Here is a 24,845-nt window from a genome sequence, read left to right as displayed (position 1 = left end):
TGATGAATAAAATTAAATTAAAACTATTTATTAACGTGTTGCCTGATAATGACGCGATTCCTTGTCATGACATGCTTTATTCTGTAACAGAAAAGGGTAGAAGACCTGGCGAGGCAAATAAACTTGCTATAGCAATAGCGAGTACAAAAACTCCTAAGCCTCTTATGCAGCCATTGGATATGAAATCCATATATAAGAACAAACCGATTACTAGCCAAGCAATAGCGCAAAATATGGCAAAGTATAAAGATGCACAAGAAAGTATAACCCTTGTTCATAACAGAGAAGACAGAACTGATTTGAAGGGTTTTACCAAAGAAATGTATTTGCCAGTTGGAGAATATGATCTTTGGATTAAGCGTAATGATTCTGAATGGGAAAAGGCCATCAATATAAATGGTACGTCAGGCATTCAGATAAAACAAGAAAAGCAAGGAATAACCACGATAGAGTACCAGATTAAGCAATATTACCGCTATAAAATAGAGGGTTTTAGAGGCTCTAAATTATCTGATAATATTTCATTTGAAACTTTCACTTTTGACAAAGAGGGTAAAGAAAAGAAAATTAGTTTAACGAATGTCAAAGTGAAAATCGTAGATAAAAATGGTTTTACACCACCTCTGTATTCGCCAAAAGGTGAAATTATATTTGTAAAATTTAAGTTTATAAATATGGATATCCAACCAGACAAAAAAGATATACAACATTTCACCACAATTAGTAAAAATAATTATGTCACTGTGCAATTGAAGTCGGTTGCTAAAACCACTAAGCAAAAAGAGAATACGACAGTAACATTGCAGGGAAATGGAAAACCCCCTGTTATTTTAAATATGCATAGAGAGGAAATGATTGTTCTTTCAGCAGAGGACTATGCTGAGTTTGAGAAAGAAAGTTCGAAATTAGATAAATTATTTGGTAATTCTTTTGATGCTAAAAATAAATTAGCAGAGGCAATAAAATCTGGTAGCGTTTCTAGTGTTAAAAAAGCAGAAGATGAAATAAAAGAAGCAGAGAAGAAAATTGAAGAGGAGCTAAATAAAAACTTTAAAAAAGCAGCTGACTTGACAGAGGTTATTACTTTTGAGGCTCGTCGAAAGAAAAATCCAAGTGGTAACACGCAAGAATTTGATTTCAGACGTCGATATTTGCGTACTGATAGATATATGCAATTACAACAAAAGAAAAAAAATAAAGAAAGTTTTAAGGTTACAGTCTTAGGAACTGAATTAAAGAAGCTTAAAGATATAAAGCAAGACTTTAAGAAAATTAATGAACAGGCTATTCACAATGAGTTTAAAAAAGTCAGTCTGGATTTGGCTAAATATTCTAAGCAAACTGGAACAAAGGTTTGGGACTTCTCTGCTTTTAGTGCAGGTTTTGTTGAACAAATTAAAATTTCAGATAGTTTAACGGTAGATATTCAATCTCAATGGTTAAGATGTGTTGGTGGTGCTGGTTTCTCATCAAGTGCGAGTTGGAAACCTGAAAGTGGAGAAGTGAATGCTAAGGCAAATGTGAATGCCCAAGGTAAGTTGGTTTTGTTTGAGGGGAAGGCAAAAACTACCTATGTTATTCCATGTGATAAAGGTTGGATGCTGAACTTTGAAGATATTGATTTAGGGGCATTCCGGTTTATTGTTGGCATGGAGCTCTATGGTTTTGCTGGTGCAAAAGTGGCCGCAGGAATTGGTTTAGAGATCAGCTACAGTAAAGATGGTCAACAACAATTAGCTGCCAATGGTAGGCGAAACCGAAATCCCTCACTTGCCAATAATATGGGGGAAAACCGCCCAAGATTTGTACCAATGGATCGTGATGAAAGTATTATTCCTGGTAGCGGTGCAAGTTCTGAGGGGCAAATTGAAGCATTTGCTGGGGCTGAGGCAGGTATCAAACCATCGGGTGAATTTCAGTGGCTTTCACCGGAAGCTAAAGATTTCAAGGCTTTGGCGAGTTTGGCATTGGATTTTGCTGTTAGTGCTGGATTGGGAGCGGGAGTTAATTTTAAACTATTTTATTGGGCACAAGAAAATCAATTCCGTTTTAGGGCCAAAGCAGCCTTATGTGTTGGTTTAGGGGCAAAAGGTGCATTAGATTTCGTTATTGATTTTAGTCAGATGCTTGAAGTGTTGAAATGGGTGCACTACCAGCTTATACGCGCTCAATTCACAATATTGGGTTTTATTGCGGAAGATGCTTTTAGAAATTTAAGTCAATTGGCTGTAATTGCTCTGGGTAATGACTCTATAACTGCTAAAACTCTCAATGACATTGCTGAGGAGTTTGATAATTTTAATGGTAAGTATTCCGATGCGAAAAATTCAGTTGATTTAGCCAATAAAATTAAAAGACAACCTGAGTGGCTAAAACAAGCAACCCCTGAAGCTAAGGGAATGCTAATCTACCAAATGACTAGACACAATAAAGTTACTCATTTAGCCGACTACCCGTCATCTTTAACGTCTCCATATTTACCTAGCCATAAGCAAGCTGTTATTGCAATTTTTGAAACTATTACAACAGAAAATGAATGGTTAAATGTTCTCCAAAGAATGTCTTTTGATGGTTCAAAATCAACTAATAGTATTAAAAAATTAGAAAAACAACTCTTGGTTTTTTTACATGATGGTGTTTGGTCTCAGGTCTCAGATATTGTAAAAGAATATGCTTTTAATTCAGATACAGTTGGACGTGGAAGTGAATATGTAGAGCAATATGAAAAATTACGCTCAAAAGTTGTAAAAACAATTCCTTTACATGAAAAAGCACCAATGAATAATCCAAGGGAGTTGAAAAAGTTAAGAGAGAAAATGGCTGAAGACCCAAGTATTGTTAATGCGGATACTTTAGTTACTTTAAATACGGAAGCTGTACCATCGCTTGAAGTCGATGGTACTGATGCAGAATTGTTTATTGCAGCAAATTATCAACAAAACTCTGATGGTTCATATATGGCTTAAAGTTATTTAATCGGTTGCTGGATATTGGCAACACAACGAACGGAATATAAGCGATACTTTGATTTACTTTCATCATTTGGAATAGGTAAGGCTTTACTTCTAGCTATATTAAAACCATCAGCCATCATTAAGTTATCGGCTCCCATTGCTAGAGTACCTCGTAAAACCTTTTCAGTACCTGTTTTTGGTCCTATTGGGTTATTGCTAGGTGAGTGTTTGTAATAATCTTTATCGTACCAATCATTCATCCATTCATAATTATTAGTAACAAGATCATAAAAACCTAAAGGGTTTGGTGGTGTTTGACCTATAACCGGAATATTCGCGACAGTTTGTAAGTCATGTAAATGTCTGTAGTTATCATATTGATCTAATCCCCATAGGTTTTTCTTTGGTTCTACTTTACCTGTATTTGTTGCAAATAAAGTATATTGTCCTTTATTTCGGGCTACATATTCCCATTGCGCTTCAGTAGGTAAGTCCATCGGTGTACCTACTTGTTGCCCAAGCCACTGACAGTATTCTTTGGCTTGTTGCCAAGCCATACCAGTTGCTACTTCGTGAGCAATATTTGAACCATAACGTTTATTATCCGTACTCGCAACTTGTCCAGTAGCTTCAGTAAAAGTATTAAAGTCCTCTAAGGTAGTCTTATAAGCATTCATATTAAAACTGCTAAGGGAAACTTTATGAAGTGTTTTATTATCCCCCCCTGGAGAGAATGGTTGGTTACTAGGTTTTTCAGTATTACCCTTCGGGTTCTTCACTGCCATACTGTTTGGAACCATTTTTTCTAATTCTGGAGTTACTAGTCCAAAGTCACCCATTAGGTAGCTACCACCTTCAACAAAGATCATATTCTTTTTGGTTTTCTCAACCAATTTCTGAATTTTTTGTTGAAGTTCTGGTGAGGGCTTTGATGACTTATGATTTGTTTCAGTAGATTTAGCACAAGCGCTTAAAGCAAAACTTGAAAATAAAACAACAGCTATATTCCGTTTCATCATTTTTTAGGAAATCATTAGGTTGAATATTGATGAAACTATTTTAGTGAGAGACTTGAAAGATATAAAGAGCGGTTTTGTTATTCAACTTAGCGAATAATCATTATAGTTTATGAAGAATCAAAATGAACTCAGATACTTTATAAGTGAAAATAGATTAGATGCTCTTTGGGGAGAGAAATCAGGTATGAACCAATTGGGTAGTTAAAAGAGAGATTTATAATTCCTAATGATATATTTACAAAAAACAAACTTAAATTTTTTATTCTATTTTTTTGATAATTTGTCTAAAAGCATGCTTAGGGCAGGGTGTGGCACTTTTTAACCTTTAACCAGAAAATTGAATTTATATAAATAAGCATAATAGATAGACAGATTAGTCTTGACAAGTTTTATGTTTTTTGCACTTTAATTTTTACTTTACGTTTTGATGATGTGTTCATAACCAAATAGAAATATCTTCTGGTTAATATAAATTTAAATATTGTTAAGCAAATGTTTCATAAAAACTAAATGAATGATATTTATGATAATTTATTAATTAGTTTTAATTTTTATTTAATATATAAAAATCAACAACTTATTTTTAATTACAAAAAATAACAATATTATATTTTTATAAGAATAACTTTATTAAGCTATATTTTATAACCATCTTAACTATTTACTTTTAGTTTAAGTTGATATGATTTTTATATAAAATATGTTTGTTTATATGATAAACTGCGCGTAAATTTTTTGAATATAAGGTTTTTAGACTGATTTTTTAATGTTTTATCAATATTAACTTTTCAGTAAAGCCTTGAATAAATAAGAAAACAGAGGAATGAAAGTTGTGTTGAAACGAAGTATTTTGATACTTTCTCTGACTGGAAACATTATCGGTCTATCAGGTGCTCATGCAGCAGAACTTGAGCCTGTAAAACTTAAAAAAAGTTGTATTAAAAAAAATCCTTTAGCAGAAGGTCAGAATGACCCTGAGCTATTGAATATTTTTAAACAAGTTTGTGATAGTGATAATACGACTCAAAAAAAATGATTTATTAGCTAAAGCAGCTATGCGCTTTTATCAAACCAATCAACCAGTTAAAGCATTAAATTTGGCAAGTCAATTGCAAAGTCAAAATATACGCGGTTCATTAATAACAGATGTTTTATTTTTATCTGGTGTAAGCATTGCAAATAACTCTTTGCAGCAAATGCGAAGTCAGGAAATGCGTTATTTAAGCAATGATGTAACTTATCCACCCGCTAAACAATTAATTGAAAATATCCATACTTCAATGCCTGCGCCAGATACTTCAAATGTTAAGGCGGCTACAGAAGGTGGCTCAGTTGATAATGAAAGAAGAAGTTATAAAAAACAAACTGTAACACGCAACAGAGTTACAGCTTCCAGAGCAGCAACAAAACGAGTAGCAACTCCAGCAAAAGCAACTGCGGTTAAACCAAAAACTGCCCCTGTAGCCAATGTTAATAAATCAAAAAGTTCGCCTTTTGACCCTTTAATTAAATAATCAGGAATAGAATCTTATGGCTAAGAGAGAAAGCGTACAAAAGAAGCTTCAGCGAATTCGACCTCCACGTGTTCAGCTTACATATGATGTCGAAATTGGTGATGCAAAAGAAGCGAAGGAACTACCATTTGTTGTTGGTGTGATGGGTGATTTTTCGGCAGCTTCTGAGCTTGAACGTACAAAATTAAAAGATAAAAAATTCATTAATGTCGATTTAGATAATATTGATGAAGTTATGGAGTCATTGTCTCCAAGAGCTGCTTTTCAAGTAGATAATACGCTGACTGAAGAGGGTGGAAGAATTGCAGTTGATTTAACATTTAAGTCAATGGAAGATTTTCGCCCAGAAAATGTTGTTCAACAGGTTGACCCATTAAAGAAACTTGTTGAAGCACGTGAGCGTTTAACAGATTTAAGAAATAAGATTTCTAACAGTGAGCGTTTAGAAGACTTACTTGATGAAGTGCTTAAGAGTACTGATCAAATCCGTAAATTAAGTGCGGAGGCTGATCATGAATAATGCTCAATCGGCAGCAATGCCTCTTGCTGAAAATGAACAAGTTAATCTTCTAGACTCGATTGTTGAAGAGAGTCGTATTGCTCGAAATGAAGAAGAACATTCGCGTGCAAAAAGCTTAATAGGTGAACTTGCCAAAGAAGTAATGGCAGGCACAATTACAGTTTCTGAAAATATGACTTTATCAATCGATAAGCGTATTGCGGAAATTGATGCTCTGATTTCAAATCAATTAAGTCAGATCATGCACAATGAACAATTCCAAAAGATTGAGTCAACTTGGCGTGGTCTTTACTACTTCTGTCAAGAAACGCCTTCTAATCCTCTCATTAAAATTCGTATGTTGAATACGACTAAAAAAGAGCTGGTTAAAGATTTTCAAGGTGCTACAGACTTTGATCAAAGTACTTTGTTCAAAAAAATCTATGAAGAAGAATATGGATCTTTTGGTGGTGCACCATATTCAGCACTGATTGGTGATTTTGAATTTGACCGTACGCCTTCTGATATGTATTTACTTGAGCAAATCTCTCATGTTGCTGCAGCGGCTCATGCACCGTTTATTTCGGCGGCTAGTCCAAGCATTCTTGGTCTTGAATCATTTACAGATATTGATCGACCTAGAGATGTGTCAAAAATCTTTGAAACAGCTGAATATGTTCAATGGCGTTCATTCCGTGACAGTGAAGATGCTCGTTATGTCGCTTTAACCTTGCCGCATGTGCTTGGTCGTCTTCCTTATCATCCAAAGGAAGGAACAGCTACAGAAGGATTTAACTTTGCTGAAGATGTTTCGGGTGCAAACCATAATGAGTATTTGTGGATGAATGCTGCTTATGCTTTCGGTACTCGTTTAACAAATGCATTTGATATGCATGGTTGGTGTGCTGCAATTCGTGGTGTTGAAGGCGGTGGTTTGGTCGAAGGCTTGCCTGTTCATACGTTTAAAACACAAGATGGCGAAGTGGTATTCAAGTGCCCAACAGAAATTGCGATTACTGATCGCCGCGAAAAAGAATTAAGCGATTTGGGCTTTATTCCTTTAGTGCATTGTAAAAATACCGATTACGCTGCTTTCTTTGGGGCGCAATCAACTCAAAAACCTAAAAAATATGACAACGATACAGCAAATGCTAACTCTGCTTTATCGAGTCAAATTCAGTACATCATGGCCGTTTCACGTATTGCTCATTATTTAAAAGCAATGATGAGAGACAAAGTGGGTAGCTTTGCTTCTGCTGGAAATGTTGAAGCATTCTTAAATGAGTGGTTGTCACAGTATGTATTACTTGATGATGGCGCTTCTCAAGAAGCGAAAGCTCAATACCCTCTGCGCGAAGCGTCTGTAAAAGTTGTAGAAGATCCTGCTCAACCAGGTCACTACAAATCTGTGGTTTTCTTGCGACCACACTTCCAGCTGGATGAGTTGTCAGTTTCTTTGCGACTTGTTACTGAGTTACCTCAGTCCTCAAATTAATAAAGGTCAGCGAAAGAATAACTTTAAATTAAAAATAGGAAAGTTCTAAATGAAAGATATATACGTTGAGTTTCGCGGTAAATATAAAGTTGATGGCGAGTCTCGTGACTCTGAGCACAAAGGCTGGTTAGAAGTTAACTCTTGGTCTCACAACATTCGTCAACCTAAATCTGCTACTTCAAGTAGTGTTGGTGGTCATACTGCTGAACGTGTTGAACATTCAGATATGCTTTTTATTAAAGACCTAGATGCAACTAGCCCGAAATTATGGGAAGCATGTTCAGCTGGTTATACATTTGATGAAGTACAAATTGATTTTTATCGTGCAAATGGCGATAAACGTATCAAGTACTTACAAATTAAATTGAAGCATGTTCTAGTTTCTAGTGTAACTCCAACTGTTAACGAAGAAGGTGTTCCAACTGAAGCGTTTGGTTTGAAATACGCAGCTGTTGAGTGGACTTATAACCAACAAGATATTAACGGTACTGCTAAAGGTGCTGTTACTAAGAAATGGTCACTTTCTAATAATACTGCTTCTTACGCAGCATAATTATTTAAGTGAATATTTGGTGGAGGCTGACATAAAGTTAGCCTCTGCTGTCTTTAAGCATGCTTGTTGTGAACTCGAATGAATTTAGATCGGCTTTATCCATACGGATTTCGTTCAACTTTGTTTGATCGCTTAATTCCTGAAAGTGAAGATTATGCAAAGGGTCTTTCTATTCAGCAGTTAAGAGAATCGGTAGCAAAAGATTTAGAAGACTTGCTGAATAGTCGAGTCGCTAAATTGGATCATGTGGTTGATGATTATCCGCTAGTTAAAAAATCTATACTTCAGTTCGGGATTATTGATTTTGTGGGGCTTTCTACAGCCAACCCGCTAGATCGAGACAAGATTTGCCAATCCATTGAACAATCAATAGCAGCTCATGAACCTAGATTAAGACAAATACGGGTAGAGATGTTGTTAGATGGGCACAATATGGGGGCGCTATGTTTAAGTATTCAGGCTTATCTAAATATTCATCCACTGTATGAACCTGTCGTTTTTGATGCATTGCTAAAACCGACAACGCAGCAATATGTAATTTCAGCGAGAACCTAAGCGTAGTGGGTGTGTTGTGATAGAAGAGCTTTTACCGTTTTACGAAAAACAACTACAAGAATTTGGTCAGCAATCTCGTGAATTTTCACAAAAATATCCGAAAATTGCTCAGCGCTTATCTTTAAATCAAGAGCAGATTGATGACCCGCATATTGAGCGTCTTATACAGGCGTTTTCATTAATTGCTGCCCGCATTGATAAAAAGCTTGCTGATAGCTATGACGTATTTACGCGCTCTCTATTTGAAGTGATGTTTCCTCAATATTTACGTCACTTTCCTGCTTGTTCGGTAGTCAGTTTCGAAGATATAAATAAGATAAAGCAGCTCACGGAAGCGCATATTGTTCCTACACATACCATCTTAAAGTCGCGTAGTTTTAAAGGGGTTCAGTGTGAGTTTAATACTACACAAGAAGTCAAATTACTCCCGATAAATTTGCAAGCGCTAGAGTTCAAAAGCACACCTAGTGCACATATTCATTTAAGTCAAAATGCGACTTTAAATTTTAAATTCGAAATTTTTAACAATGCTCATCTATGTTTAAAAGATGAAAAACTACCTATTTATTTAGATGCGATTTCTAATTTTCCCCTTCAAGTACTAGACAGCATTTTTAAGAAGGGGACAACTTTTGCTATTAAAATAGGGCAGAAAGTTGTTGAGCTGAATAAAAATCCATTTGAATTAACTGGCTTTACAGAGCAAGAAAGTCTATTACCTCTCGATCAGCATACCCATCATGCCTATCGATTACTGATGGAATATTTTTGTTTTCCTGAAAAATTTAATTATCTAAAACTCGATTTAAGTTTTTTAAAGCTTCTATCTTTAGAAGAGAGTAGTTTTGAGCTGCTTATACATTTTAAATTAAATTTAAATGATCAAGCTGTAGTCCGAAATTATTCTGAATTAAATGTCGCTAATTTTAAGTTGTTTACTACACCAGTCATTAATTTATTTGAAAAATATGCTGAACCTCAAAAAATTGTACATAAACAATTAGAATACCCGCTGATTACAGATGCTCATCATCCTGAGTTTTATCAGGTGTATTCAATTATTGAAATGAATATGGTTCGCGAAAAAACGGGTCAAGAAGAAAGCTATGTTCCAGTACTGCCTTTTTTTGCGATGAGCCACTATCATTCTGACACGGCACGTTTTTTCTATTCGGTGAATTATCAAAAGCTACAACCCAATTTCGTCGAAATGGGTTATTCAATTATTTCTAAAAATTTAAATCCTTCTTCAACACGTTCGGATTTTATTAGCACTAAACTATTATGCTCAAATCGTGACTTACCACATGAAGCATTAGGACAGTCCAATAATATATTAAATCTAAATGATAGTAGTTTGGCTCGCCGTGCCATTGTTTTAAAAAGACCTACAAAACCTTATCAATTTGGTCAAAGCCAGAGTGAGCAGTGGCGTGTTATTTCGCATCTTTCATTAAATAGTTTAGCTTTAATGAAAGGTGATGCGGTATCCCATATTAAAGAGTTACTTGCGTTATACAATTTACCATTATCAAAAGAAAATTATTTAATTATTGAATCAATTAAGCATCTTGAATTTTCACTTACTCACAAACTTGTAGATGGAAAGCCATTTCCAATGTTTGTAAGAGGGGTGAAGGCCGAGTTGCAAATTGATTCATCGGTATTTAGAGGGCATAGCCTATACATTTTTAGCCAATTGTTAAGTCGTGTTTTTAATTTAAAGGTTCAAATTAATAGTTTCGTTGATTTGGTCGTTAAGGATTATTCATCTCAGCAGGAGTTATACCAATGCAGTCAGAACGTTGGTGGCAAGACTCTTCTATAACAGCTGAGCTCTTTACAAAGCCAAAGTCTTTTGAATTTATCCAAGCAACACGGCTATTAAGACACGATTCAAGTCGCACAGTTAGTACATCTTGGAGTGATCATTTTAAGTTTGAGACATCCTTTAATTTAAATTTTCCTGCTACAGAAATTGAAAATTTAGAATTAACGGACGAGCGGATTTATATCACGAATTTAATTGTTGGTCTTACGGGCATACAAGGCGCTCTGCCTTATACATATACGAATAAGATTAAGCAGGCCCCGCGTCAGCAAAGAGCTGAAACTAAAGAGTTTCTGAGCTTATTTAACCATAAGCTTACTGCTCAATATGTAGAGTCGAGCATTACCTATAATTTGCCAATTCGATATGAGATCGAGCATAAAAATGATTATCTCGATATTTTGCATGCATTAAATGGCTATGTACGGTCGCAACATCAGCAAACAGAGCTTGATGACTATTTTGCAGAGTTTTCAGGATTAATGCAGGGCCAGAACAATACAGTTCATGCATTAAAAACGATGTTGTCTTGTATTTTTAAACATGAAATTACGATTAAAGAATTTATACAAGAATCTTTTAAGTTAGTGAGTGACCAGTTAACGACTTTAGGTGGAGCTCAGCCGAGTCTACTTGGTGTTAATACTTTTTGTGGTGAAACTATTCAGCAAATTGATGGGAAAATTGAAATTCAAATTGGGCCATTAAAGCGTCAGCAATATCTCAGTTTCTTACCAAATCAAGAGTTAAGTTTAAAGCTTAAAAAAATTGTAGAAACTTGGTGTAGTCCAACTTTATCAATAGATCTTCGACTCGTATTGGATGAGTCAGAAATACAACCTATTTGTCTAACCCATCATAATCAAAATGGTTTGGGGCAAGGTTCTTTTCTTATATCACAACAACCTAAAGTGCATAGTCATGAAACTTGCTATAGCCTTATTGGAGAGAAAATATGATTAAAAAAATATTACTCTCATTTATTGCTATTTTTACAGTGGTTAGTGGAATTATTATTTTCTACTGGCGTGACGTTCAATATAGCCCTGATAAAGGAGATTTTTTCCTTTATTTCTTGATGCTACCAGCAGTTATTACCTTGGTGATCTTATCGCCTTGGTTAATTTATAGCGCTTATAAAAATTATAAAGAAAAGAAAGAACAAGCTATAAATCAAGATAAAGATGATGCTAGTCAAAAACAAAATGTAGTAACAGATGCACCACTGGAACAGTTAGATTTTAATATTTATTCTTCTTTTGCTCTCCATGCACTTGGTGAAAATGAAAGCATTATTGCGGAGCTACAAAACTTTAAAAGTCCAGAGCTGGATGATCAACTGTTAAATTCTTATGGATTGCCTCTTTTATCTTATCGTATTAAAGATTTGGATGAAGATAATCATGAGGAGAGCGAGTACGCATCTCCACGACAAGTTCGTATGATGTTATTAATAAAACAGCAATTAGAACAAAATATAGAAAACTTATATCTTCTTGCAGAGCATGTAAAACGTTCGACTTTATTTTATGAGTCACAACAAGCCCGTGAATATCATATGCATCCGGCATGGGTTGATCCCGAGTCTGAATATGATGATGTTCAAATGCCGATAGTAGAAGTTTATCGTTTAAATCGCTTAAATCTACATATCCTTCTTTCGGAGGATTTATTACATATCTGGAATGATGAACAAAGTAATGAATTAATTTTAGAGTTTTTTGCTGAGATCGGCATTCCTGCTCAAAAGATCCATATTGAATATCATTTTTTTGGAGAGCAACTGGCTTACCAAGAACTGATACATCTATTAAAGGGTATTCATAAAAGGGAGCATGAGATGTTCTTTTTGCTCGTCGCCGATTCCGAAATTGATCAGGATCTAGTCGATGAAAAGTCTTGGATGATTAAAGATTATATTCCTGCTGAATTTGCAGCAAGCTGTTTACTTGCTGATCCTTTAGTAAAAATTCAAGAATTAGAACCTACAAAAAATCTAAAAGTTATAGTGGGCCAACAAGATACGGCAAAGCTTTTTACTAATTTTGAATTTCATGATTTACCTCAGCATGAAGGTGAGGAACCTTATGTGCTGATATTGTCAGATCAGACCGATATAAAAGTTTCGAAGAAATTGCAGCAACACTTTCTTCAAACACCTGTAGAACCCCATCACTATATTTATGTGAAATCTTCATTAGGGCATACCCAACATTTAGCTGATATTTATGGCTTTATGCTGAGCATGCATTTCCCTGAACATATCATTCCTTTTGTCTTTGGTGAAAATACAGTGTCAGCACATACATTTGTGCAAAGTGTCACTGAAAATTCAGAAGATGATGTGATGGTGTTGAATAACTAATTTAAACTTTGGACTTAGAACGAGAATAGAATGCATACAATTTTAGGCTACTTGTGGCAGTACATCACGAATCCTAAAGCAATTATCGCCTTGTCATTGTTCGTGGCATTGATGTCTTCATATACTTCAATTCCTCGTCATATATTCTGGGCTTTAGCAACTGCCTATGCTTTGGGTCTTATTGTTTATGGTATCTATTGGCTTATTCAACGAAGAAAGCATGCTGCTCAAGGCGAAGAGCTAGCTGAAGCAATTGAAAAAGATAACCAAGCTGAATATGGCAAAAATAAAGATAAAGAAGAGCTTCAGCTTGTTAGTCAACAAATGAAAGAATCAATTCAACTGATTCGTAAATCTAAGTTGGGTGATAAAAAAGGGAATGCTGCACTATATGAGCTTCCTTGGTATATGGTTATTGGTAACCCAGCTGCAGGTAAAAGTTCAGCTATTTATAATTCTGGTTTAAAGTTTCCTTTCGAAGAAACACATCAAAAAATGGTATCTGCTGGTTTAAGTGGTACTCGAAATTGTGATTGGTTTTTCTCTACAGAAGGTATTTTGCTCGATACAGCGGGCCGTTATTCTGTTTATAGTGAAGACCATTCTGAGTGGTTAGGTTTCTTAAATATTTTAAAAAAGAGCCGCTCTAAAGCTCCAGTTAATGGTTTGATTTTAATTGTTAGTATTGCTGAGCTCATTAGTCAAAGTCCTGAAAACTCATTAAAGCTTGCTAAAAATTTACGTGCTCGTATTCAAGATCTAACTGAACGTCTAGAAGTAGTTGTACCTGTTTATTTAGTCTTTTCAAAGATGGACTTGATTGCAGGTTTTACCGAGTTTTTTGAATTTTACGAAGCTCAAGAATATAACCAAGCTTGGGGAGCAACGCTTCCATATGAGCAGAGTTCTTCTCATAACGCGGTAGATTTGTTCGAAAAACATTACACCATTCTTTATGATGGTCTAAAAGGGGTAAGTTCGACTCATTTGAGTCGCCGTCATTCGCAAAATATCTCACCAAGTGTAATGACCTTCCCATTAGAATTTAAAACATTAAAACCCGCTTTAAAAAGCTTTATCGGTACACTTTTTGAAGATAATCCATATCAATTTCAACCTGTTTTCCGTGGGTTTTACTTCACCAGTGCTTTACAGGAAGGTGTGATTGAAAGTCCAATGACGGAACAAATTGCACAAGAATTCCAGCTCACACAGGTTGCTCAAAGTGATTCAAAAGATCATTCAAAAATTACTCCTAACCATGGCTATTTCTTAAATGGCCTATTTTCAGATGTTATTTTAAAAGATAAAGACCTTGTTAAGCAGCACGTAAATACGGGTAGAAAACGTCAGCGTTATATTGCATTTATTGGTGCTTTGGCGGGCGTTTCAATTATTCTTGGCGTATGGGTTTGGTCTTATCGTAATAACCAACAATTAATTGGCGAAGTTCAAGCAGATCTAAATAAAGTAGTTCAATTAGAAAGAGCTTCTGGTCAGCAATTGTCTACCCAATTAGAAGCTTTACTTATTCTTCAAAGACGTCTACAGCAGTTAGACGAGTTTGATGAAAATAGACCACTTAAGTTTAGTTTTGGTTTATATCAGGGCAATGAGCTTCGTGAAAAGCTAAAAGCTGAATATTTAAAAGGTGTTAAGCAAATTGTATTAACACCGACACAGCAAAATATTGCTCAATATTTGCAACGCGTAAAAAATAATGAAGCGACATTAAAAGCGAATCACACGAATGTTGAAATCAAGCAAACTGCTCAGACTCAACAATATTTAGAACCTTCAGATACCAACCCTCAAGATGCTTATAATGCATTAAAAGCTTATTTAATGATGAGTAATCCACAATACATGGATGCAAGTCATCTGAGTGATCAGGTTACGCGTTTCTGGCGTTCTTGGTTAGACGCAAATAAAGGTCAAATGCCACGTGCAGATATGATTCAGGAAGCTGAACAGATCTTGTCATACGCAATGACTTTAGCGAATGATAAACAGTTCCCAATTTTAGATGCAGATTCGCAAATTGTTGATCAAACACGTCAAGTATTGCTCTCTGTTGTTCGAGGAATGCCTGCACGTGATCGTGTTTATAATGAAATAAAAATGCGTGCAGCAGTACGTTTCCCTGCGTTGACTGTAAGTCAGATTGTGGGTGAAGCAAATAAAAATATTGTATTAGGTAGTTATGCGTTGCCTGGCGTATTTACCCAAAAGGCATGGAATGACTATGTAGAAAAAGCGATTGAAGAAGCCGCAGATAAGCCAACAGATAGTAAAGATTGGGTGTTAAATAGCCGTCAATCTGATGATTTAACTTTCTCAGGTAGTCCAGAGCAAATTAGAAAGCAACTGACAGCGCTCTATAAGCAAGAATATATTACGGAATGGAGAAAATTCTTAAGTGGTATTCATTATGCTAAAGCTAGCCAATTTGCTCAGCAAGTAAAAAATATTGATGTTTTAGGTGAGCCACAGAACTCTCCAATTAGAACATTAATTGAAAGAGTGGCAATTGAAACAAACTGGGATAATCCAGTTGTGCAAGCTGAGTTGGCAGCTCCACAAAAAGGATTTGTTGCATGGTTTAAACGTAAGGTTTTAAATCATGATGATAAGGCTGCTAATCAAGTAGCAACTAATGCTCAGGGCGCTATTTCTCAAGAATATCAAATGTTCTATCAGTTGGTTCGCAAACGCGATGATCAACAGGGTAAATCATTGCTTGATGAATATATGACAAATTTAGCCCTAGTTCGTAGCAAGTTTAATGAGCTTAAGAATGCAGGGGAAGTTGGGCCTAATGCGATGACATTAGTCAAGCAAACCCTGAATGAGCAAACTTCTGTATTTAACCAAACGCAAAAAATTGTAGATGAAAAAATGGCGGTTGGTTTTAGTGAAATTGATCAGCGATTACTACAAAAATTAGTAGTTAGCCCACTGACACAGGCTTTCGAGAGCTTAATTACGCCGACGCAAGACGAAATTAATAAATTATGGGTCATGCAGGCGTATCAGCCATTTACAGCAAATCTTGCTAAGAAATATCCATTTAATTCATCAGCTTCTTTACAGGCAACAAGTAGTGAAATTGGACAAATCTTGGGCGAAAACGGCAGCATTTCTCGTTTTGTAAAAGAAAATCTTGATCCATTTGTGATTCGTCGTGGTTATACATTAACGTCTAAGACATGGAAGGATTTAGGAATTAGTTTAAATCCTCAATTCGTTATGAATTTCCAAAGATACGTTACTCCATCTAATGGTATGGCAACAGGTGAGTTGAATAGTCAAGCTCCTGCTGCACCTGCAACTAATCAATCTAACTTCCAGTTCTATCCAATTCCAAATCCACAATTGCTTTCATATACCGTGGATATTGATGGTCAGCGCATGACTTATGAGAACGGTGTGCAACAGTGGGTGAACTTCATTTGGCCGAATCAAGGCAGTATTCCAGGTGCTCGTATTACCGCTGTAGATTTACAAGGTCAAACGCATACGATTTTTGATGAGCCAGGTGAATACGGTATTAACCGCTTAATTGATAGTGCTCAGCGTAAAGAACAAAATGGCGGATTTGAAATGCTTTGGCGTAGTAAAACTGATCCATCATTAGTTGTAAAAATGAATTTCCGTCTGATCAGCAGTAATTCAGGCAGTATTGGTTCAAGCCGTGGTTATGCAGGTATGCAACTAGTGGATAAAGTCACTGCTGATAAAGCAGCTCGTGTGGTGTCTGCTCAGCAGGCGCCAGCTCAAGCAGCAGCTCCAGCAAAAACAGAAAATCCTGTTTCAGCACTTGCTCAGCCTTCTGCGGGAGTTAAACCATGACATGGAAAATAACCTCTATGCGAAAGGAGGAGCAATAATGCAAACATTAAAAACAACGCCTTTGTATTACGGCAAAAGTCCTGCACGCGGCGACTTTTTAAAAACAAAAGGTCAGAATGCTTTAATACAGTTGCTTGATCAGTGGATTACTGAAGCATTGGAATACGCAATGCAATCGGGTAGCTTTAAAGAAGCTTATAACACGTTGCCTTCGCTCGACTTCTTTATTGCGAATCCGAAAGAAAATATGTTTTTAGCGGCGAACCTTCTTGCAAGTGAAGATAGTTCGGGGCGATCTTTTCCAATGGTACTTAGCCATTTATTAGAAATTGATTTACCGTACGATAATTTACTGTATGCACCATATAGCTATAAGCATGTACTCGTTGATTTATTCCAAAACAATCGTACTTTAAAAGGAATTAAAGATTCAGATCTGTTACTTGGAAAATTAGGTCACTTACAAAATCAAATTCAGGTTTTAACTGAACGCGAGTGTGTAGGTTTCTATGAAAATCATACGATGCATTCATTTGCTCAATTAATGAAACTCAGTATTTATGAGTTAGCGCAAAGTATGATTGGGCTAGGATTATTACTTCAGCCAATTTTACAAAATGGAACCAGTCGCTTAAATAAAGTTTTAATTTTGCCTATTAATAATCCTGCTTACAGTTATGAAATAGCAGCCTTTTGGGTCAGTATTATTTGTCGCTTTTTAAAGGAACATAATACTGAGGTGTTGATAGGTTTGTTACATCGAGAACAACCCGTATTATTTTTCGGTTTTCAAGGGGCTGATATTTTAGCCCTTAGTGATATTTTTACTCAGAATATGGATAGTAAACATTGGGTTTCTTTAATAGAAGCTCAGTGGATTGATACTTATTTGGAGCAAAATGCTGGTTTAGCTACGCTAGAACAATCATTATGCCAACGCCAATTAAGTTTAAATCAAGGCTTAAAACTATTTAGACAGACTTTTTTGGGTGAATAATAATGAATCAACGAAATCAAACTAAACTTACACAGCTCATAAAAGGCTGTTTTATCTATGCGATTGCTAATTATGCTTTGGCTCAGCCCATTGTTGTAGAAGGTGTGGTTCCAAATGAGGCGAGCAAACAGGCTATCTTATTAAAAATGCAATCTGTTTATGGCGCTGATCAGGTAGTAGATAAAATACAAGTGAGACCCGTCGCTGCTCCAAATGGGTGGAGTGATTCTGTTACACGAGTTATTACACCTGACTTAAAAAAAGTTTCGCAAGGCAAATTAAGCGTAAATGGTACACGATTTGAGCTAAGTGGAAAAATGCTGAATCCAGCAGATATTCAACCTACAACTCAGTCTTTTCAAGGGTTAGTACAGCCACCATATCAACTGTATTCACAGTTATCAGTCAATCAGGCTGAGCAGAAAATCATTGATGACGCACTTAAAAATCGAATTATTGAGTTTGAATCTGGTAGTGCTGTTTTAACTGATGCAGGTCAAAAAATTCTAGATGAGATGGCTGTTGCCTTGAATAAAGTAGGAGGCAAAAAAGTCAAAATCGTAGGACATACAGATAGTTCAGGCGATGCGACTAAAAACTTAAAACTTAGCCAAGATCGTGCATTAGCAGTAAAAAACTATTTGATTAGTAAAAGTATTCCTGCCGACCATTTATCTGCGGAAGGTTTAGGTTCATCTAAGCCTGTTGCAGATAATACTTCTCCAGAAGGCAGAAAGAAAAACCGTCGAATTGAGTTTACTGTTCAATAAATATAAGGAGAAGAACATGGCTAGCCCTTACATTACGATTGGATGCCCAACAACTGGTGGAGGGCAAGTCATTTCAGGAAACAGTACATTTTTAATTGATGGAATTGCAATTGCCTGTGTAGGAGATAAGGCTACTTGTCCGTTACACAAAACGGTTTCTACGATTGTATCGGGAGACCCAAATATGCTTGTCATGGGAAAATCCGCAGCACGTGTAAATGATTCATTATCATGTGGCTGTAAATTATTGCCAAAACAGAGTTTAGTTAATCAAGGATAAGGGTAGAGATATTTTTATATAGATATAAATATCTACTAAAACATATTAACGCTTGAAATGATGAGTAGTTTGTCTGATAAAGCTGAATTTTGTTAATATACAGGCATTATGATTTTAAGCATTAAATTATTTAAAAATATTGAGAGTAATGATGAGTAATTTAAAAATTTTAATTACAAAACTTTCTACAGTTGCACGAACTGCTTTAGAAAAATCGGCTAATGCTTGTGTTATTCAACAAAATTACGAAATTGAAATTGAGCATCTATTTTTAGAATTACTTAATCAATCTTTAGAGAATGATTTAAAAATTTTATTAAAGAAATATAAAATTTCATCTGAAGCTTTAGCTGATGATTTAAAAGAAACAATTTCTCAATTACCAAAAGGTAATACCCGAACTCCTATTTTTGCTAAATCTATTGTTCGTTTGTTTGAACAAGCTTGGTTATTAGCTTCGGCTGAGCAAAATCCAGTTATTCGTAGTGGTCATTTATTAGTTGCATTATTAACTGCACCTGATTTATATCAAATTGCGACTCGTGCTTCGAGTTTATTTGATCTCTTACCAATTGATTCAATGAAACATAAGTTTCTTGAAATTTGTGAGAAGAGTGTTGAACAACAAGATGAAACAAAAGCATCTTTAGGTGAAGCTGAAGCAGCAGACGCGAATGTAGCAAATACTAAAACTGCTAAAACACCAGCACTTGATCAATATACGATTAATCTCACTGAAAAAGCAAAAAAAGGCGGTATAGATCCAGTTATTGGGCGTGAATATGAAATTCGCTTAATGCTCGATATTTTAATGCGTAGACGCCAAAACAACCCAATCTTAACTGGAGAGCCGGGTGTTGGTAAAACAGCTGTGGTCGAAGGTTTAGCTTTAAAAATTGCTCAAGGTTTAGTGCCTAATGCCCTAAAAAACGTGCATTTACATGTATTGGATATGGGACTTTTACAGGCTGGAGCAAGTGTTAAAGGCGAGTTTGAAAATCGTCTAAAGCAAGTGATTCAAGAGGTCCAAGCCTCGGTTCATCCTATTATCTTATTTATTGATGAAGCGCATACTTTAATTGGTGCAGGTGGACAAGCTGGGCAAAATGATGCTGCAAATCTTTTAAAACCAGCACTTGCACGCGGTGAATTACGCACGATTGCTGCGACTACTTGGGCAGAATATAAACAATATTTTGAAAAAGATGCTGCATTGAGTCGACGTTTTCAGGTGGTAAAAGTTGAAGAGCCAACCGAAGAAGTTGCTGTAGATATGTTGCGTGCGATGATTCCTGTCATGCAGCAGCATTTTAAATTACAAATTGATGATGAGGCGATTGTTACAGCGGTTCACTCTTCACATCGATATATTAGTGGTCGTCAACTTCCGGATAAAGCAGTTAGTGTTCTTGATACGGCCGCAGCACGTGTTGCGTTGACCCAAAATGCCCAACCTGTAAAGCTTGATCAGTTAAAGGCTCAAGAGCACAACTTAAAGCTTGAACAGCAAATTTTAGAAAATGAACATCGTCAGATTCCAATTCATCATGAACGATTAGAAACTTTAAAAGCTAATTTAGAATCTTTGCAAAAAGAGATTCATGAAACTGAAGAGCAGTGGAAAAAAGAATTAGAACTTGTTCATAAAATTCAGGAATTAGAAGCACAGAATCATTCTAATGAATCTGAAGCTTATGATCAGATTAATCTACTGCGTAAAGATCTTGCTGAAATTCAAGGCCAGCAACCATTAGTATTTGAAAGAGTAAATTCTCAAATTATTAATGAAATTATTTCTGATTGGACCGGAATTCCTGTTGGAAAAATGGTTAATGATGAAATTAAACAGATATTAACGCTTGAAGATAAATTGGGCGAGCGTGTAATGGGGCAAGATTATGCGCTTACACAATTAGTTCAGGGTATTAAAACTTCAAAAGCAAGACTTGAAGATCCGAATAAGCCACAAGGTGTATTTCTTTTGGTCGGGCCAAGTGGTGTAGGTAAAACTGAAACTGCATTAACTTTGGCAAATGAATTATATGGCGGTGAGCAGCATTTAATCACCATTAATATGTCTGAATATCAAGAAGCACATACTGTATCTTCGCTTAAAGGTGCACCTCCTGGATATGTGGGATATGGTCAAGGTGGGGTTTTAACAGAAGCTGTTCGTCGCAACCCTTACAGTGTTGTGTTGCTTGATGAAATTGAAAAAGCACATAGTGATGTTCAGGAACTATTCTATCAAGTATTTGATAAAGGCACTTTAGAAGATGGTGAAGGACGAGTAATTGACTTTAAAAACACCACTATTTTGTTGACTTCAAATGCTGGCTCAAGTGCGATTATGCAAGCGTGCTTAAATACGCCAGTCGAAGAATGGCCTACAGCTGAAGAGTTGATTGACCATTTAAAACCAAGTTTATATAAGCAATTCAAGCCTGCATTTTTAGGTCGAATGAGAGTTGTGCCATATTTCCCATTGCATGACGATCTACTTGTACGAATTATTAAACATAAGTTAGGCAAGATCACAGCAAGAATTGAAAAACAATACGGTACACAAGTCCAGTATTCTGAAGATTTGGTAGAGCTACTTTTAAGTCGCTGTACAGAAGTCGATAGTGGTGCACGTAATGTTGATAATATTTTAAATTCTACGGTGTTACCTGCATTGGCTACAGAAATTTTAGTGGCTTTAGCAGAGCAAAAGTTGCCAAAAGTTATCATGATTGATGCTAAAGATGACGAAATTCAATATTTACTAGATCCGGTTGCAAAAACTGCTAAAAAAAGGACCAGTAAAAAGTTGAAGTCAGAAGTTTAAATTGAATAGAGCTAAAATTAGATGAATATTGATATTTCTGAACTCCTTGAACCCATTAGCGATAGCTTACCTTGTGGTGATGACTTTTCATTTTCTAATGAATTTCATGAAATCAAAAAGGCGAAAACACAAGATGATCTATTGCTAGATCAAGGCGATTGGGTTGCTGAGCGAAAACAAGCCGACTGGGATTTTGTATCAAATAAAACGAGTGTTTTGCTAAAAGAGAATACAAAAGATATTCGTCTATTAACTTGGCTCATAGAGGCTTGGACTCATCTTTACGGTTTTGAAGGTATGGCGAAAGGCTTAACTTTAAGCCATACCATGCTTAATCAATATTGGCAGGAAATTCATCCTGTTATTGAAGATGATGACTTAGATCAACGCATTGGTTTATTACAGGGTTTAATTAATCAGTTACCTGGCTTGTTGAAGAAAGTCTCTTTAACCAATACAGTGCCTTATTACAATTTGCTTGATTACGATAATTTTCTATATCACGAGAACATTCGTCGTAAACAAACTGAAGAGTACGATAGTCAGTCGGGACCATCGGAGTTAGAACAGTTCGATCAAGCTATTTTTAATACGTCTAAAACTTTTCAATATTCTAATTATCAAGATTTTAGCTCAGTCTTAACCGAGTGGGATGTTTTAAAGCAAACCCTTGACCATTTAATGGGGCTAGACTCACCGAGTTTTGGTGCAATTGATTCAGCATTTGAAACTATTCACAGCACATTACGCAAGATTTATAAAGCAGAAGCTTTCGGTACTGGACTTACGCCAGTCCAAGAGCAGGCGACTGTCATCACGAGTTCATCTATGGAAAATCAAGTGCCTGTACAAGTTGTTTCAGATCAGCCTGCTTTTCAGCCTCAAGCACAAACACACTTGGCGAACCGTGAGCAAGCAATGAAAGTGCTGCAAGAAATTGCGGATTACTTTCAGGCAAACGAGCCGCATAGTCCTGTGAGTTATATGCTCCAAAAAACCATTAAATGGAGTCAAATGCCATTACATGAATGGTTAGCGCAAGTCATCAAAGATGAGCATCCATTACAAATGGTTCAGGAAATGTTAGGTGTGCAGCCTAAAAATGAATATGAATAAAGATTGGTAAAGACATATGTTTAAAGCTGAAAAAGTCCTTTGGGGCGAAGGTTTATTTTTAAGACCTCAACATTTCCAAATTCAAGATACCTACCATGAACAACGCTTGAATCATACGGTTCGTGCGGTCGTACCTTTTTCATATGGTATTCAGAAATTAAGTTTCGATGAGGCTCAATTGAGCACACATATTCTTGCTCTTGAGTCTGTCGAGATGATCTGGCAAGACGGTGAAATTTATCAGGCACCTGCATATGATTTATTGCCTGAACCAATTTTATTGGATGATCTTAATTTACGGGGTGAGATGCTAATTTATTTAGCATTACCACTCTTACAAGCAAATAAGCAAAATCTAATTGATCAAAACCAAGCACAAAAGGGCAGATATCAATCCCACCTTGTCGAAACGCATGATCTGTTTACTAACGCTACCGAAGCAGATATTAGTTTGCTACGCCGCCGTGCTGTTTTTAAATTATTAGATGTGCATAGTAATCCAGATCATAATCTGGATGGTTTCTTATATCTGCCGATTGGAAAGATTAAACGTCAAAGCTCTGGTGCTTTTGAAATTGACCGAAAGTTTATTCCACCAATTTTGCACGTGGATGCCTCTGAAACACTCATTTCAAACTTAAAAAGAACTCTGAATGTTATTAAGGCAAAAATTAAGACGATTCAAACCAATAACCGAGAAAATGAACAGAAATTAATTGAATTCCGTTCCGGTGATATCGTTTCTTTCTGGTTAGTGAATGCTTTAAATACAGCTCACGCTGGTTTAAATCACTTTGTGCAATATCCACAAATCCATCCAGAACGGTTGTTTTTCGAATTATTACGTTTAGCAGGTTCATTATTAACTTTCTCGACAGCCTATGATGTTGATCAGCTGCCTGCTTATAAACACCATAATTTACAAGAAAGTTTTACTCAGTTAGATACGATTCTACGTGATTTACTCGATACGATTATTTCGAGTCGTTATATCAGCATTGCGCTTAAAGAAATCCGACCTTCATATTGGGTGGGAAGTCTTGAGACTGATAAGATTACTCGAGATACTCGACTTTATATTGCAGTATCAAGTAGCGCAATGCAGACACATGAGTTAATCCAGATTGTGCCTTTACGATTCAAGATCGGTAGCACTTTAGATGTGGAACAACGTGTAGTTGCTGCATTGCCTGCGATTCCATTGCATCACTTAATTCAAGTTCCAACTGCAATACCAGTACGTTCTGGGGTGAGCTATTTCGAGATTGAACCACATCATGAACTTTATCAGCGCATGTTAGATTCAGAAACGATTTGTATTTATGTTCCAGCTGGTTTCCAAGATATCAGTATTGAACTGATTGCGGTTATGAACGCTTAAGGGTAAAGGAGAGAAAAATGTCACAATCCACAGGTGCTCCTTCTTTATTTGATGATGGACAAATTGGAACGGGTGGGAACAATAATAGCCAGTCTCAAGCAAAACTACAGGCAATCAATCTTATTGATTTATTGCATGACGGCTTTTATTTGGTTTTTTTAATTCGAAATCAGTATGTGCCAGCAGACGCTCAGCAGTTTCGTGAAAAAATCTTAAATTTACTCAATCAATTTGAGCAGCAAGCTAAAAAGTTACAATTTTCAGCTGATGATATTCATGATGCTAAATATGCATTCTGTGCTTTGATTGATGAAACGATCGTAACGCAACAAGACCCTAGTTATTTTAATTTGCAAAATGCTTGGTTAATTAGCCCGTTACAATTGAGCTTGTTTGGTTCTCAGTTAGCGGGTTATCGCTTCTTTGAAATATTGGAGCAATTACGTAGCCGTGGAAAAGAACGTCTAGCTGCTCTAGAAGTATTTCATTACTGCCTTTTATTAGGTTTTCAGGGTAAGTACCGAATCGAATCTACGGAAAGTCTCAACCATTTAGTATCAAGAGTAGGTGACGAAATTGACTATTTGAAAGGAAAAAAAGTTGCCTTTTCGCCGTTCTCGGCCATTCCCGATCAGATACGAAATATTATTCATCGCGAAGTACCTTTCTTTTGGATTTTGATCTTTTTATTGATTTTTGCATTGCTTACCTTTGCTGGGTTAAGATTTATGCTGAATAATCAAAATGATAAAGCATTATCTAATTATCAAAATGTGATTTCTGCTCCTCAAGAGCAAGCACATATTACAATTTATTTACCTTGATGATGGTACG

Annotated in this window: 17 protein-coding genes and 1 pseudogene; 17 read left to right on the top strand and 1 reads right to left on the bottom strand. The window is 36.0% G+C overall.

The window, feature by feature from the left end:
- The first annotated feature begins 2 nt into the window (after window positions 1-2).
- A complete protein-coding gene (locus F968_RS11370) occupies window positions 3-2,966 on the top strand; it encodes a hypothetical protein (RefSeq protein WP_004793206.1) in 2,964 nt (987 codons plus the stop codon).
- A gap of 2 nt (window positions 2,967-2,968) precedes the next feature.
- Here the strand turns inward: F968_RS11370 and F968_RS11365 are convergent, their stop codons facing one another.
- The gene (locus F968_RS11365; protein WP_004793204.1) at window positions 2,969-3,973 is read right to left on the bottom strand and encodes a formylglycine-generating enzyme family protein; all 1,005 of its coding nucleotides are present in this window, start codon (window positions 3,971-3,973) and stop codon (window positions 2,969-2,971) included.
- Window positions 3,974-4,796: 823 nt separating this feature from the next.
- Between F968_RS11365 and F968_RS11360 the strand changes: the two are divergent.
- The 16 genes and pseudogenes from F968_RS11360 to icmH all read left to right on the top strand — a co-directional run bounded on the left by F968_RS11360 (window position 4,797) and on the right by icmH (window position 24,835).
- Window positions 4,797-5,487 (top strand): annotated as a pseudogene (locus F968_RS11360) (hypothetical protein).
- A 16-nt stretch (window positions 5,488-5,503) separates the two neighbouring features.
- Entirely contained in the window at window positions 5,504-6,007 is a 504-nt protein-coding gene (gene tssB, locus F968_RS11355) for a type VI secretion system contractile sheath small subunit (protein WP_003651049.1), read from the top strand.
- Window positions 6,000-7,481, top strand: a complete 1,482-nt coding sequence (gene tssC / locus F968_RS11350; protein ID WP_004793199.1) for a type VI secretion system contractile sheath large subunit — start codon at window positions 6,000-6,002, stop codon at window positions 7,479-7,481. The genes tssB and tssC overlap by 8 nt, the downstream gene beginning before the upstream one ends.
- 49 nt (window positions 7,482-7,530) lie before the next feature.
- The gene (locus F968_RS11345; RefSeq protein ID WP_003651052.1) at window positions 7,531-8,034 is read left to right on the top strand and encodes an Hcp family type VI secretion system effector; all 504 of its coding nucleotides are present in this window, start codon (window positions 7,531-7,533) and stop codon (window positions 8,032-8,034) included.
- 78 nt (window positions 8,035-8,112) lie between these two features.
- Window positions 8,113-8,589: a type VI secretion system baseplate subunit TssE gene (gene tssE / locus F968_RS11340; protein ID WP_002048404.1), complete on the top strand. Its 477-nt coding sequence runs from the start codon at window positions 8,113-8,115 to the stop codon at window positions 8,587-8,589.
- Window positions 8,590-8,605: 16 nt separating this feature from the next.
- Window positions 8,606-10,417, top strand: coding sequence for a type VI secretion system baseplate subunit TssF (tssF, locus tag F968_RS11335; RefSeq protein WP_004793197.1), 1,812 nt, complete (start codon window positions 8,606-8,608; stop codon window positions 10,415-10,417).
- Window positions 10,381-11,379 (top strand): type VI secretion system baseplate subunit TssG, encoded by a 999-nt coding sequence (gene tssG, locus F968_RS11330; RefSeq protein ID WP_004793195.1) that lies wholly within the window; start codon window positions 10,381-10,383, stop codon window positions 11,377-11,379. The genes tssF and tssG overlap by 37 nt, the downstream gene beginning before the upstream one ends.
- A complete protein-coding gene (locus F968_RS11325; RefSeq protein ID WP_004793192.1) occupies window positions 11,376-12,785 on the top strand; it encodes a hypothetical protein in 1,410 nt (469 codons plus the stop codon). Before tssG ends, F968_RS11325 begins: the two co-directional genes overlap by 4 nt.
- Before the next feature lie 30 nt (window positions 12,786-12,815).
- On the top strand, window positions 12,816-16,637 hold the full coding sequence (gene tssM / locus F968_RS11320) for a type VI secretion system membrane subunit TssM (protein WP_004793190.1): 3,822 nt from the start codon (window positions 12,816-12,818) through the stop codon (window positions 16,635-16,637).
- A gap of 37 nt (window positions 16,638-16,674) precedes the next feature.
- Complete coding sequence (gene tagF / locus F968_RS11315; protein ID WP_004793188.1) at window positions 16,675-17,634, top strand: type VI secretion system-associated protein TagF; 960 nt, start codon at window positions 16,675-16,677, stop codon at window positions 17,632-17,634.
- Window positions 17,635-17,636: 2 nt separating this feature from the next.
- Entirely contained in the window at window positions 17,637-18,404 is a 768-nt protein-coding gene (locus tag F968_RS11310; RefSeq protein WP_004793187.1) for an OmpA family protein, read from the top strand.
- A 16-nt stretch (window positions 18,405-18,420) separates the two neighbouring features.
- A complete protein-coding gene (locus tag F968_RS11305; RefSeq protein WP_004793184.1) occupies window positions 18,421-18,684 on the top strand; it encodes a PAAR domain-containing protein in 264 nt (87 codons plus the stop codon).
- 148 nt (window positions 18,685-18,832) lie between these two features.
- Window positions 18,833-21,514: a type VI secretion system ATPase TssH gene (gene tssH, locus F968_RS11300; protein ID WP_081399539.1), complete on the top strand. Its 2,682-nt coding sequence runs from the start codon at window positions 18,833-18,835 to the stop codon at window positions 21,512-21,514.
- Between the two features lie 21 nt (window positions 21,515-21,535).
- Window positions 21,536-22,630: a type VI secretion system protein TssA gene (gene tssA, locus F968_RS11295; protein ID WP_004793180.1), complete on the top strand. Its 1,095-nt coding sequence runs from the start codon at window positions 21,536-21,538 to the stop codon at window positions 22,628-22,630.
- Between the two features lie 16 nt (window positions 22,631-22,646).
- Complete coding sequence (gene tssK / locus F968_RS11290; protein WP_004793177.1) at window positions 22,647-24,011, top strand: type VI secretion system baseplate subunit TssK; 1,365 nt, start codon at window positions 22,647-22,649, stop codon at window positions 24,009-24,011.
- Between the two features lie 17 nt (window positions 24,012-24,028).
- Window positions 24,029-24,835: a type IVB secretion system protein IcmH/DotU gene (gene icmH, locus F968_RS11285; protein ID WP_004793176.1), complete on the top strand. Its 807-nt coding sequence runs from the start codon at window positions 24,029-24,031 to the stop codon at window positions 24,833-24,835.
- Window positions 24,836-24,845 lie beyond the last annotated feature (10 nt).

Origin of the sequence: Acinetobacter sp. NIPH 817, from assembly GCF_000368405.1 — a bacterium.
Taxonomy (GTDB): Bacteria; Pseudomonadota; Gammaproteobacteria; order Pseudomonadales; family Moraxellaceae; genus Acinetobacter.
Note: the sequence above shows the minus strand (reverse complement) of the source record. Positions and strands in the feature narration are given on the sequence as shown.